At 48.9% G+C, this 13,015-nt stretch carries 10 protein-coding genes; 6 read left to right on the top strand and 4 right to left on the bottom strand.

Annotated elements, in window-relative coordinates; all coding sequences use genetic code 11:
* Positions 1-63: 63 nt before the first annotated feature.
* Positions 64-2,319: an ATP-binding cassette domain-containing protein gene (locus BLU30_RS08190; protein WP_090245375.1), complete on the top strand. Its 2,256-nt coding sequence runs from the start codon at positions 64-66 to the stop codon at positions 2,317-2,319.
* Here the strand turns inward: BLU30_RS08190 and rsgA are convergent.
* The 4 genes from rsgA to BLU30_RS08170 form a co-directional block, all read right to left on the bottom strand.
* On the bottom strand, positions 2,316-3,392 hold the full coding sequence (gene rsgA / locus BLU30_RS08185; RefSeq protein WP_090245374.1) for a ribosome small subunit-dependent GTPase A: 1,077 nt from the start codon (positions 3,390-3,392) through the stop codon (positions 2,316-2,318). The genes BLU30_RS08190 and rsgA overlap by 4 nt on opposite strands.
* A 274-nt stretch (positions 3,393-3,666) precedes the next feature.
* Positions 3,667-5,412, bottom strand: a complete 1,746-nt coding sequence (locus BLU30_RS08180) for an ASKHA domain-containing protein (RefSeq protein WP_090245372.1) — start codon at positions 5,410-5,412, stop codon at positions 3,667-3,669.
* 14 nt (positions 5,413-5,426) lie between these two features.
* The gene (locus tag BLU30_RS08175; RefSeq protein ID WP_090245371.1) at positions 5,427-6,065 is read right to left on the bottom strand and encodes a hypothetical protein; all 639 of its coding nucleotides are present in this window, start codon (positions 6,063-6,065) and stop codon (positions 5,427-5,429) included.
* Positions 6,066-6,078: 13 nt separating this feature from the next.
* Positions 6,079-7,341 carry a helix-turn-helix domain-containing protein gene (locus BLU30_RS08170; protein WP_090245369.1) on the bottom strand — a complete coding sequence of 421 codons (1,263 nt, stop codon included), beginning with the start codon at positions 7,339-7,341 and terminating at the stop codon, positions 6,079-6,081.
* Between the two features lie 515 nt (positions 7,342-7,856).
* On the opposite strand from BLU30_RS08170, the gene BLU30_RS08160 reads away from it, so the two are divergent.
* From BLU30_RS08160 to BLU30_RS08140, 5 genes are all read left to right on the top strand, one after another.
* Positions 7,857-8,501: a cobalamin-dependent protein gene (locus BLU30_RS08160; protein ID WP_090245366.1), complete on the top strand. Its 645-nt coding sequence runs from the start codon at positions 7,857-7,859 to the stop codon at positions 8,499-8,501.
* Between the two features lie 55 nt (positions 8,502-8,556).
* Entirely contained in the window at positions 8,557-9,195 is a 639-nt protein-coding gene (locus BLU30_RS08155; protein ID WP_090245365.1) for a corrinoid protein, read from the top strand.
* 48 nt (positions 9,196-9,243) lie between these two features.
* Positions 9,244-10,701, top strand: coding sequence for a trimethylamine methyltransferase family protein (locus tag BLU30_RS08150; RefSeq protein ID WP_090245363.1), 1,458 nt, complete (start codon positions 9,244-9,246; stop codon positions 10,699-10,701).
* Between the two features lie 418 nt (positions 10,702-11,119).
* A complete protein-coding gene (locus BLU30_RS08145) occupies positions 11,120-11,350 on the top strand; it encodes a hypothetical protein (RefSeq protein WP_090245361.1) in 231 nt (76 codons plus the stop codon).
* The gene (locus tag BLU30_RS08140) at positions 11,344-12,876 is read left to right on the top strand and encodes a sodium:solute symporter family protein (protein WP_090245359.1); all 1,533 of its coding nucleotides are present in this window, start codon (positions 11,344-11,346) and stop codon (positions 12,874-12,876) included. Before BLU30_RS08145 ends, BLU30_RS08140 begins: the two co-directional genes overlap by 7 nt.
* Positions 12,877-13,015: the final 139 nt, after the last annotated feature.

Genomic DNA, 13,015 nt, shown 5'->3' with positions numbered 1-13,015 from the left:
ATCGGAAAATCCGGAACCCGATGGGTTAAAATCAATTTTATGTATTGCACAAGGAGGAAGTAAATGGCACATCCAGAAAAAATCATCATCAAAGGACTTCAGCAGAATAACCTAAAAAATATTTCCCTGGAAATACCCAGGGGAAAAATCGTCGTTTTTACGGGGGTATCGGGCTCGGGAAAATCCAGCATCGTCTTTGATACCATTGCGGCAGAGAGTAAGCGTCAAATGAACGAAACCTACCCGGCCTTCATTCGGGGGCGGCTTCCCAAATATGAAAAGCCCAGGGTAGACAGAATTGAGAATCTATCTCCCTCGGTGGTCATTGATCAGAGCCGGATGGGTGGGAACGCCCGGTCTACGGTGGGGACCATCACCGATTTGTACTCCGCCCTGCGGGTACTGTACTCCCGTATTGGAGAGCCCCAGGTGGGGAGTGCCTCCTGTTTTTCCTTCAACGACCCCAGCGGGATGTGCCCGGAGTGCTCAGGACTGGGGAAGGTAATGACCCTGGATCTATCGGCCACCTTTAAACCTGAGGAAAGCTGGAATACAGGAATGGTGGACCTCTCTCTCTTCAATCCTGGAAATTATTATTGGAAGCAGTATGCGAAATCCGGTCTCTTCGACCTGGATAAAAAATGGAAGGACTATACCGAGGTGGAGCGTTGCCGGATGCTTTATGGAAAAGACACCCCGGATGGCCCACCGCTCCATCAAAAAGTGGAGGGCATCCACAGCCACCTCACCCGACTGCTTCTTAACCGGGATCGTTCTACGGCCAGTGAGACCATTAAAAACCGGATGTCCGAGCTGATTGCAGAGGAGGACTGTCCCCGTTGTCATGGAAAGCGTCTGAACGAAGCTGCGCTGTCTGCCCGGATTGCAGGCTATACCATTGCCGAAATGGGAGAGCTGGAATTCACCACCCTTCGGAAGGTACTGTCCTCCGTGACCGATCCCAGGGCTGTAACCATCATTGAAGGCATGGTGGCGACCCTCACCCGGATGATTGATATCGGCTTGCCCTACCTGAGTATGAACCGGGAATCCCTCTCCCTTTCCGGGGGAGAAGCCCAGCGCTTAAAGCTGGTGCGCTACATGGGCAGTGCCCTCACGGGGATGATCTATATCTTCGACGAGCCCAGCACCGGGATGCACCCCCGGGACGTGTACCGAATGACACGGCTCTTAAAAAGTCTTCGGGACAAGGGCAACACGGTGCTGGTGGTGGAGCACGATAAGGATGTTATCCGCATAGCCGATGAGATCATCGATGTGGGGCCCCTGGCAGGGCGCGGGGGCGGCCAGATCCTCTTTCAGGGAAGCTATGGGGCTCTTTTAACCTCCGGGACAATCACAGGGAAGGCCATGGAGGCGCGGATTCCCTTGAAAGCCCATCCCCGTGTCCCCCGGGAATTTCTGCCCATTCGTCACGCCAGCCGTCATAATTTAAAGGACGTATCTGTGGATATTCCCCTGGATGTGCTCACTGTAGTAACTGGAGTGGCCGGTTCGGGAAAGAGCACCCTCATCCGGGAAATTTTCGCCAGGACCTACCGGGACCGGGTGGTCTTAGTGGATCAATCCCCCATAACCGCAACAGGGCGATCGACCCCCGCCACCTATCTGGGCTTTTTTGATGAGATTCGAAAGCAGCTGGCCAAGGCATCGGGCCAGCCGGCATCCTTTTTTTCCTTTAATAGTAAAGGGGCCTGTCCGGTGTGTAAGGGAAAGGGCATCGTGGTGACGGAGCTGGTGTTTATGGACCCGGTGACCACGGTGTGTGAGGCCTGCGAGGGCAAACGCTATAGCGATGAAGCCCTGTCCCAGAGCTATCGGGGAAAAAATATTGTGGATATTCTGTCAATGACAGTGGAGGAGGCCCAGGATTTTTTTCAGGAAAGTGGAAAAATCACCAAGCATTTGAACGCTATGGCGGCGGTTGGTCTGGGATACCTGTCCCTGGGACAGCCCCTCTCCACCCTTTCAGGTGGAGAGCGCCAGCGCTTAAAGTTGGCTAAAAATCTGGATAAAAAAGGGAATATTTACATTTTAGATGAACCCACCACCGGACTTCACGCCAAGGATGTGCGCAAAATTATGGGGTTATTGGATGGCTTCGTGGTCAAGGGAAATACGGTTATCGTCATCGAGCATAACCTGGATGTAATGAAACAGGCCGATTATCTCATTGATATCGGACCGGATGGCGGTACCGCCGGGGGACAGGTGGTGTTCACCGGGGCCCCGGCGGTGATGGCCGCCCAGGGGGAGACCATCACCGCAAAATATTTGAGGGACAGCCTCATAAATTAATGCTTTTTCTTCGAGCGATTGGCCTTAGCGATGGCTTTAAACTTCTTCTCCTTCTTGGCCAAATAGGTATCGGGATCATCGCCGTAGGCCGCTTCAGCAACCAGTTTCCCGTAGGACCTAAAACGGTCCGGGGATAAAGTCCCTTGGGCAATGGCGGCTAAGACTGCGCAGCCAGGTTCTGTGGTATGGGTGCAATTTCGAAAATGGCAGTTCTGGGTTAAGGCTTCGATATCCTCAAAGCTTTTTTCAAAGCCTGTGGAGACGTTCCACATGCCCAGCTCCCGCATCCCCGGGGTATCGATAACCAGACTGCCCCCAGGTAGGCGTATCAGCTCCCGGTGGGTGGTGGTGTGCCGCCCCTGATCATCATCCCGGAGACCTCCGGTTGCAAGGCGTCCTTCTCCCAGAAGAGCATTAATTAAGGTCGACTTCCCGGTTCCGGAAGAACCGAGGAAGGCGGCGGTATGGCCGGGAATCAGGAGGGATTCCAGAGCGTCAAAGCCCTCCCTGGATAAAGCGGAGGTGACTAAAACCCCCGTACCAATGGCAACGGCGTAGACCTCAGCCAGGCGTTGGTTTAAGGTATGGCACAAATCGGCTTTGGTCAGTACCACCACTGGCTGGGCACCGCTTTCATAGGCCAGTGCCAGGTAGCGCTCCAGTCGATGTATATTAAAATTCTGATTTAAGGACATACAAATAAAAACGGTGTCGATATTCGCGGCCACCACCTGGCCAGCCAGGGCCTTGCCCGCCGCCCGCCTTATGAAAAGGCTCTTTCGGGGAAGGACCTGGTGGATAATGGCGTGGCCGCCAGCATCGTTGTCCCGGTCCAAAAGGACGAAGTCCCCTACACCGGGAAAGTCCGAGGGCATAGCAGCCCCATAGCGCAGCTTGCCAGACACCTCGGCCAGTAATTCCCCGGAGTCACAGACCACCCGGTACAGGCTCTTTTCCTGGGTAATGACCCGGGCGATAATGGGATTTTCCTCAAAGGTGTGTGCCAAGGTGCGGATGCGGTCGTCTAAACCATAATGTTGTAAATGAATGGACTGTTTTTTGATTGTGTTCATGTTTTCCTCCTAAAGATTTTGTAGAGTCTTATGGAGGTTGTGCAGGATTAATGTGTGCAAACCTCCCGGTTTGCCACAAGATCCAAGGTGTGATTGGTTTTCAAAAAGCAATGCTCCTCTTTTATAAAATAGTGGGAATACTCCCTGATTTGTATTGTAGCCATGGGGCAGAGGTTTGTCAATGGCCTGTGGATCATTGTCCCGGGGAATGGAAATAAAAGAAAATCGACAAGGTCGTCCCATTGGGGGGGCCTTGTCTTTTTTTGCAGGAACTTTAATTAAAATTCATATTCATAATATAAGCTTCCATAAATTCCGGGGTATCCGCCAGATTGATCTGTTCGGTGCAGGCTTGGATCTGGGTTGCCCGGGTGAGCTCCTCCTGGTTTAAGAGACAGCGCTGGACCCCGTGGCCGGCACCATTGCCGATGGCCAGGATTTTATCCCTGGGAACGGGGGGCAAAAGGCCGATGGCCAGGGCGTTTTCGATGTTGATAAAATTGCCGAAGGCCCCGGCTAACACCAGGGCATCCACATCGGAGAGGGTAAGGCCACATTCCTTTAGGAGGGTCATACAGCCCGAGTAAATGGAGCTTTTCGCCAGCTGAATCTGGCGGACATCTCCCTGGGAGAGGTAGACGGGCTTGTCCCCCCGGGAGAAGTAAAAGACCACATCCTGATCCGGAGTATCCAAAACGGCCAAATGGGCGGCCAGGGGACTGCCGGGATGGCGTGTCAGATATTCCTCGGGGGTGAGGAGATAGCCACTGGGGTCAATGATCCCCAGGCTGCGCAGAACCGCTACGGCATCGACGATGGCAGAGCCACACAGACCGATGGGGGCACCGTCGCCGATGACCTGACAGCAGATTTCCCCCTTTTCCAAGGTAATGCCTTCGATGGCACCTGCGCTTGCCCGCATACCGCATTCGATATTCGCCCCCTCCAAGGCAGGCCCACAAGCAGTGGAAGCGGTTTGAAAGCCGGTGAGGGCGTTGCCAAGGGCAATTTCACCATTGGTGCCTAAATCGACCATGAGATATTTTCGGTCATCCTGGGGAAGGGTGAGGAGGACGGATGTGGTGTCAGCTCCGACAAAGCCCCCCAGAAGGGGAAGAAAATCGATCACAGCAGCATCCGGCAGGTTGAGGCCACAGGCATGGTTGTGGGTGTGGATGGCATCCTCTGTGATATTGGCATAGGGAAAGCGTCCGAGGGCCTGGGGGTCCATGGCAAAGAATAAATGGGCCATGGTGCTGTTACCGCAGAGAACCAGGTGATAAAGGTCCTTGAGCAGCCCGGGATGATCCCCTTCACAGCGACGAAGCAGTTCATTGATGGTATCGGCGATGGCCTGGCACTGGTCCTCCAGGGCAGATTCCCGCTCCTGGCAGAACAGAATCCGGGCGATGACATCGCCCCCAAAGGTAATCTGCTTATTCAAGGACGATTCGGTGTAGAGCAGGCTGCCGTCAATAAGATCGTAGACATAAAGCACCACACTGGTGGTCCCAATATCAATGGCCCCACCATAAAGCTGGTCCGTGGTATCTCCAGGCTGGATGTCGATCGGAAGGCCCTGGTGGCGGACCACCGTTATACCGGATACATTCTTTTGGTTGACCATGTGGGAAAACTTTCGGCGCAGAGTCAGGCTGGTATCCCTTAGAAATGCGCTGTAGCTTTCTGGGGTGAGAGCCGAAAGGGGGTGGTGGGTTTTTCTCAGGGCTGGATCAAAGGGAAGGGTGGCATCGCTGTGGTGTCCGGTTAAGAGGGAAGCCTGATCTAGATACTGGGAATCTTCCAAATAGACGGTTAAATCCTCTTCCACCATCAATTGGCAGGCCAAGACCTCCCGTTTATGTCTGTTTGCTTCGATGGTAACCTGGCATTTTCCACAGGTGCCCTTTCCGCCGCAAACCAGGTCCAGGGGGAAACCTGCTGAGGAGCAGGCTTCTGAGAGCAGCCCCCCCGCTATAGTAATATTGGTTTTTTGGTTGATGAAATTTAGCTTAAACATCGGGTGCCTTTCTTTTAAAAATCCACATCCCGGTAGGGACAGTCCGTTGAATCACAGCTGTTACAGTCATGCTTAGTTGAATGGGTTTCGATGGTGGAATCGGCACCGTAATAGTAAAGCATGGATTTTTCAGGGGCTAACATAAAATTGGACGTTAGTGTGATATCGAGATCCGTTTCCTGCTTAAGGGCATTCAGGAGAACAGCCTGGGCTTCAAGATCAATGCCGCAGCTTCCAGGCGATTGTTTTCGGGTGAGATGGATATCTTTTTCCAAAAGACTGTATTCCAGCTGGGTATTCATTTGGTTGGAGGCATTGAAGAGAATTTCGTTTGAGATGTGGTTGAGCAAAAACCCATCGAGAAAGTCTTCTTCCTTGAGCATCCGTTCAATCAGATCGTCGATTTTCTGGGAACAGGAGCAACAACAAAGCACAATGTATTGACAATTTTCAACCCCGGGGAGGATACCCCGAAAGTGATTGTGCTGAACACTGTAGCAGGTAGTGATTTCGAGATGGTGCATGGCCAGCTGGATGAGCGAGGGAAAGACCTGGTGGGTGTAATTGGTCACATTCTCGTTTTCCTTGAGGTGCAGCTGGCGAAAGATTTTTTCTTTATCATAAATAAACTTAGTTTTGATGTATTCAACCATGATAACCTCCAAATTATTCTTGTGCCGTAAGGCGTTTTCGATATTGTTTGGGTGTTTCGCCTAAGAGTTTTTTAAAAACCTTGGTGTAGTAGCTCTGATCGCCAAATCCCACTTGGACGGCGATATCGGCGATGCTTAGATCTTCGTGCTCTAAATAGGTCAGGCTTTTTTGGATACGGATATTGTTGAGGTATCCCGTAAAATTTACACCGACCTCCCGTTTGAAGAGCTGGGAAATATAATTGCTGCTGATATGCAGATGGTGGGCTAAATCGTTAAGGGTGATTTTCTCACTGTAGGCATCTCCAATGTATAAAAGGGCGGCTTTAATAAGGTCCGATTGTCCAAGGATCAGAGTGCTGTAAACATGGTCGATAAAGTGAGCCACAATATCATTAATCCAGCTAAAGAGTTCGGATGTCGTTTGAATTTGGCTCATGGCAAAGATATGGTTAAAATCAGAACTGAAAATTTTTTGGACTGAAGCACCACTATCAATGGCCTTTTGGGAGAGGGTCCCGAATAATTCGAAGATCCGACCTTTGATATTATCGTAATTGCCACCCTCGATAATAAAGATTTCGTCATAATAAGCCTTCAGAACTTCAGTGGATTTCTCCTGATCCCGCTCCTCAATATAGCGGATGAGCTTGCGCTCCAGAGAGTTCAGGGTAGAGTTATCCTCGGGTCCGAAGGTATTCTTATGCTTATACTTTTCGATTTGATCACCAATATACAGTTGGCTTTGGTGACGGGTGTTCAGGTGCTCGTAATCCTGCCAATTGCGGCAGAAACCAAGAATGCTGTTGAACAACAGCGTGGAAAGGCTTTGGATATGATTGGGATTATATATCATGAGTTTTGAAATGGCAAGGGAAATTTTGGGGAGTAGGGTCTGTGCTTCGGGATAGAGGTTAAAGACCCGATCCACCAGAGTATCATTGAGGTTTCCCATTACCAGTGGACCGACGATAACGCTGGCCTGGTGCTTTTTATCGATCAGTACGGGAATCGCAATATTGATCAGGTCTGAGGGGCAGGCGAAGATATAAGGCTCACCCAGGCTGCGGGCAATCTGGGCGGAAAAATTCATACTATCCGTGCATTTTTTATTGAGCTGTCCTTGATGTTCACTAAAAATACTACAAAACTTGAGTTCTGTCCGGTAGCTGGCTAGAATTTCCCCAGAGTTTTTATAAATCGTAACCGGTACACCTGTGCAGATACAAAAATCATTGACGATTTCCTGTAATTTCTCTAGAATTTCATTCATCATTTTCTCTCTTTTATTTATATTTTCATTGAGTGATCCTGTTGGTTAGGCAGCCAGTACATCAATTAAGGAAAGGCAATTCTGATTGCTCACCGACAGGTTATCCTGTAAAGTAGAGGGACAGCATTCCTTTTGATGCATTTTTAAGGATGAAATCCTATTTATATCAACGTGAGTTGCTTTTATTATTCATTATAGCAGAGGAATTTGTCAATGAGAATCATGAAAATTTTTAAAAAAGTAAAAAAAGGATGTGCGAAAGTTGTAAAAGTATGATTAATCGTGGTATAAAGGAAAATATAGTGATGTTTTTTACAAAAAATAGTGTTTTTGTCCAAAAAAAAGAGAAACCGATTTTCCCTCTGTGAATCAGGATGAAACTGTGGGGGAAAAATACAAATATTCATGTTGCAATTCATAGAATCATGCCAGGGTCCTCAGTATAATAATGTTAGTTGGTTAAACAGTTATAAGGATCTCGTGAAAATCAAGTGAATTGGTAGGTTAGGAGGATATAAATGTTACCAATGAAAAAGGTATTTCGGAAGATCATCGATGGTGATGAGGTCTGTACAGTGGAAATATGCCGGGAATTCCTGGATGCGGGTGTTCCACCCATGGAAATTCTGGAAAAGGCAATGATTCCCGCTATGGATCACTGTGGCGTATTACTGAGAAGCAAAAAAAGCTTCATCCCCCAGGTATTAATGTCTACCCGGGCCATGCAGGCAGGGATTGATGTGCTCAGACCCTATTTGAGTCAAAGCCAGGAAAAGATGATTACTGCTGAAACCATTATCATTGGGACCGTTCAGGGCGATATCCATTCTATTGGAAAGAGCCTGGTGTCCATCATGTTGGAAAGTGTGGGGTTCACTGTGGTTGATTTGGGAACCAACATTTCAGGGCGGGAATTCATCGAAGCGATTATTGAGAACAAAGCCCAATACGTTAGCCTATCGGCCATGTTGACCACTGCGATGATCAGCATGCGGGAAATCGTTCAGGAAATTAACGCCTATCCCTTCGATTGGCCGGTTAAGATTTTAGTGGGCGGCGCACCGATTACCAAGGCCTTTGCCGCAGAGATTGGGGCAGATTTTGCAGATAATGCTGCGGATTGTGTCGAAAAGGTTTTAACCTTTAAAGATAATACAGATTGAAAGGACCCTTAGGTCTTTTAATAAAAAAATCAAAGATATTTAGTAGGAGGATAGTATGGCACTATTACAAGAAATTAGTCAAGCGGTTATTGCAGGAAATGTAGCGGATACCGTTGCAAAGGTTGAGGCAGCCGTCTCCGAGAAAATTGAAGCATCCAGCATCTTAAATGATGGATTAATGGTTGGAATCAACGAAATCGGTGAACAATTTGGGGCGGGAAAGATCTTTGTCCCCAACGTTCTGATGGCTGCAAAGGCCATGAATGAAGGTGTTGAAGTGATCAAACCTATGCTCGCCAGTGAAGGCCCAACCACCGTTGGGACAGCAGTGGTTGGTACCGTTAAAGGTGACTTGCATGATATCGGTAAAAAATTGGTGGTTCTGATGATGCGCAGCGCCAATCTCAATGTTATTGACCTTGGTGCCAATGTTGCTGCAGAACAGTTCATCGAAGCCATCAAAGAACATCAGCCGGATGTTGTTGGGTTGTCCGCTCTGCTGACCACCACCATGAATGAACAAGCCCATGTCATTAAAGCCTTTGAAGAAGCAGGCGTCCGAGACCAGGTCAAGGTCTTAATCGGTGGTGCACCGGTTACCCAGGGCTGGGCCGATAAAATCGGTGCTGATGGCTTTGCGGCAGATGCTGCGGGTGCGGCTGCCTGGTCCAAAGCATACGTTACAAACGCATAATAAGTCAGAAACCCCATAGTTTAAAAGCGAAAGGATAAAAGTGGAGATATGTTAGGTCGAGTAAAATACAATGTGATGAATGATCAGGAATTGTCCTATTTAAAGGGAGAAATCGAACGTCTGCTCATTGAGCGTGGCGTCATCCTGGACCATGAAGAAATGCTGGATGATTTGGCAGCGGTGGGCTGTGTGGTGGATAAGGATGCAAAAGAAGTTAAATTCACCAAGGAACTCATCGACAAAGCCCTGGCGGCGGTGCCTGAAAAATTCACGCTGTACTCTCCGGGCGGAGAGCGTGACTTGGACTTCCCAAGTGCCGATGGTCGTTTTTATACCCGCACCAACACCGGGGCCCCCAATTACCGCACGATCCAGGGAGATACTCACTATACGACCTTGGAAGAGGTTGAAGAATGGTACAAACTCACCAATGCCATGGAAAATCTGGACTTCGTTACCCTACCCAGTACTTCCGGTGAATATGTACCTGGGGATGCAGTCGATGTCTATACGTTGGAAAAAGCCCTTAAGCTTTCCGCAAAACACATTTGGATTCAACCCTACGAAGCAGATAATGTGCAGTACTTGATTGATATGGCGGCTGCCGCAGTGGGAGGCCTTGAGAACCTTCAGAAAAAACCCATTGTCAGCTTTATTGCCTGTAGTGTGCCCTGCCTGACCTATAAGCACATGGATGCAGAAATCCTGTATCGCTGTGCCAAGGCTGGCGTACCGGTTCAGCCCTGCTCGCTGCCCACTGCTGGTGCCAACACACCCGTAACGGCCCAGGGAACAGCCTTTATGGCTTGTGCTGAAGTCCTGGCCATGATCATCATGCTTGAACTGCTGTGCCCGGGCCTTCCGGTTATCGCAACACCATTGCTGTTCTCCATGGATATGATGACCACCTATACCCTTCAGTCCAATACAGAAATTACCATCGCACGATTGATTGCCATGGAACTCTTTGAAAATGGCTATAATGTTCGTGCCCACTCCTATGGTACAGGTACCGATAGCCTGTGCATGGATGCCCAGAACTTTATTGAACGGACGAGCCTTACAGATGCCATGGCAATGTCTGCGGCATCGGTTCTCGGTGGTGCTGGTCAACTGGAAACAGCCAAGACCATCAGTCCTGTCCAGTTGATTATTGATAATGAAATTTTCGGGATTGCCCAGCGAATTCGCCGGGGTCTGGATGTGGATGTCGAAACCATTGATGCCGACGAAATCTTTGAAGCTTTGGATAAAGACCCGTCCTTTAGTTTCCTGATGAGCCCCCACACCGGCCGTCACTTTATGGAGCCCCATCGCCCGGATATGTTTAACCGTGATGGCGTGGTTCACTGGGAAGCCGAAGGCTGTAAGACCCTGGAAGATAAGGCTCTGGAAAAATTCCATACCATTATGGATGCCGACAGCACCTATACCCTGGAAGCAGATAAGGCAGCTGCTGTGGAAGCCGTTTTAAAGGCTGCCCATGCTGCTCTTGTCAAGGAATAATACTGAATTTAAGTGAATCTGGCGCGAAACGGCCATAACAGTTTCAAGCGATTTGTATACATTTCCCATTGATTCGGCTATTTAAGTAGCGCGGATTCTGCACTCTTCAATGGCGATGAGTGATATATCCTGCCTGATTCATCCAATGGATTGGGCGGGATACCAGACAGAAGGGAGATTTCTGTCTGGTAACGCTTATTACTGAAAAAACGTGCATTCATCATATGAGCCCCCTTTCAAAGGCTAGGTTTTAAAACGGAAGAATCCCTCTCTAATTTTCTGGCTACAGGCTTCCTTCGAGTTTGCCTGGGCTAAACTCAGCAATTCCTTTGTTTTAACGACGTGTGGAAGCGATGTCTGAGAAAAGGGGCTAATATGATGAATGCACCGCAACTGTTTTGCTGCGAAAGGAAAAACCATGAGAGTCACAAAAACTGAAAAGATTTGGTTGATTGTCGTTACGGCTTTGTTCGTGCTGTACAATCTTCCGGGAGTGCCACCTTACGGTGAAGCTGTCCCAACACTGGTCCATGCGGCCCTGACCGTTATACCCCTGTGGATTGCCGTTTATGTCGGGATGCACAAGGTCTATAAGGTATATCGCCTGAAGGATCAAGAGAAAAAGAATAAAGGGGATGAAAAATGCTAAGTTCAATGACAATCTGGGTTGCATTTGGCATCTATATGTGCTTCCTGCTGGGGGTAGCATTCTATGTTACTCAGAAAGAAAAGAAACAAGCGGCTGGGGAGAATTTATTAACAGCCAGTGTCGCCTGGCCTATTTTGGTCATGACCTATATTGCCTCACTGATGAGTACCTGGGTTTTCTTCGCTGGACCAGGGGCCTACTATCGTGGGGGATTGGGATACTGGATTTCAGAAATGAGCTATATCGCGCTCTTCCCAATTATTGCTCACTTTACAATGAACAAGGTGTGGATGGTTAATCAGGAAAAGGGAAATACCTTTGTCACACCTGCAGATTTCTATTTCGAACGGTTTAAGAGTCCTGCCCTCCGCACTATTCTTGGTATTGTCTTCCTGGCAGCTTCTTTCCCGTATATTTCTTCGGTACTGGTGGCCATTGCCCAGGCGGCGGATTACGCTACTGGTGGTGCTATCCCCTATCAGACGGCGGTTATCGTCGTGGGCTTGATCATGACCATCTTTGTTTGTATTGGCGGGGTGAAGTCAGCGGCGACGGCGGATACCATTCAGGGGCTCGTTTTTATCGCCTTACTGTGGTTCATTGTCATTGCCTGCCTCATCGTTGGTTTTGGCGGATCTCTGACCCTGGCGGTGGAAAGCCTCTGGGAGAATACTCAGTCCTTCTTCTCCTATCCAGGGCCCAGCGGGTGGGTGTCCTATGCGTCACGATTTGGCTACCCCTTCTCCTGTGCCATTGGATGGACCATTATGCTCCCCCATGTATTTGTTCGTTCAGGCTATTATGGGGACAACTTAAAGGCTCAAAGAAAGCTTTCCTACATGACACCGGCCCTTCAGGGTTTGGTGTGGACCGGAACGATGTTAATTGGCCTGATTGGCTTAGCCTTAGTCAGTGATATGGCAACTTCAGAATCCGAATTAATTATCCCCTATATGATTAATAACTTTGTGAATGCCTTTAATCCCACCCTGGCGGTCTTAATGATGATTGGCTTCTTCGTCGGGGCGACGGCGGTCGGTCTGTCCACGGCCAATGCCTTCTTAAGTGTTGCTTCCGGTATTGTGGCTTCTGATTTAATTAAGAACACCTTCCATATCGATGTGCCTAAGAACAAGGAAATGCTGGTCAATCGTGTTATTATCGCGGTGCTTGGCCTGGGCTCCCTGGTGATCGCACTGAATCCGCCAGAGCTGATCTTTACACTCATTATGTTCTCCATTGCCATCGTCATGCCGCTGTTCCCAATTCTGGTCTTTGGCCTTTATTGGAAAAAAGCCACAAAGCAGGCTGCCGTTGTATCGACCATTGTTGGAACCGTATTGGTTCTGATGACGTACTTTGTGTGGAATATCGGAGATGTATGGTATGGAGCCATTGGTCTCATTGGTGCCACGGTTACCATGGTAGTGGTTAGCCTGTGTACCAAACAAGACGAAGCCGATTCCAAGGAGTTCTATGAAACTCTGGATCGGGCCACAGATCGTTTCTACGAAATTCAGGAGTAATTTAGGAATACTGAATAGAAATTTTGGGAGAAATCAAAATAAATGGAGGCTTCTGGAAAGAAGCCTCCATTGCTAAAGGTCCTTGAGGCGGAGTCATTTATAGAGTGGCCCCGCCTGAATGAAAATTAAAATCCAATCC

The organism is Eubacterium barkeri, assembly GCF_900107125.1.
Classification (GTDB): Bacteria; Bacillota; Clostridia; order Eubacteriales; family Eubacteriaceae; genus Eubacterium_O; species Eubacterium_O barkeri.
This window is presented reverse-complemented; position numbering and strand designations above follow the sequence as displayed.

Bases quoted from the DNA above. Each gene is read 5' to 3' on its own strand.
- BLU30_RS08190 (WP_090245375.1), top strand. From the start codon at position 64: ATGGCACATCCAGAAAAAATCATCATCAAAGGACTTCAGCAGAATAAC.
- BLU30_RS08180 (WP_090245372.1), bottom strand. From the start codon at position 5,412: ATGTTTAAGCTAAATTTCATCAACCAAAAAACCAATATTACTATAGCG.
- BLU30_RS08170 (WP_090245369.1), bottom strand. From the start codon at position 7,341: ATGATGAATGAAATTCTAGAGAAATTACAGGAAATCGTCAATGATTTT.
- BLU30_RS08160 (WP_090245366.1), top strand. From the start codon at position 7,857: ATGTTACCAATGAAAAAGGTATTTCGGAAGATCATCGATGGTGATGAG.
- BLU30_RS08140 (WP_090245359.1), top strand. From the start codon at position 11,344: ATGCTAAGTTCAATGACAATCTGGGTTGCATTTGGCATCTATATGTGC.
- BLU30_RS08150 (WP_090245363.1), top strand. From the start codon at position 9,244: ATGTTAGGTCGAGTAAAATACAATGTGATGAATGATCAGGAATTGTCC.
- BLU30_RS08145 (WP_090245361.1), top strand. From the start codon at position 11,120: ATGAGAGTCACAAAAACTGAAAAGATTTGGTTGATTGTCGTTACGGCT.
- BLU30_RS08175 (WP_090245371.1), bottom strand. From the start codon at position 6,065: ATGGTTGAATACATCAAAACTAAGTTTATTTATGATAAAGAAAAAATC.
- BLU30_RS08155 (WP_090245365.1), top strand. From the start codon at position 8,557: ATGGCACTATTACAAGAAATTAGTCAAGCGGTTATTGCAGGAAATGTA.
- rsgA (WP_090245374.1), bottom strand. From the start codon at position 3,392: ATGAACACAATCAAAAAACAGTCCATTCATTTACAACATTATGGTTTA.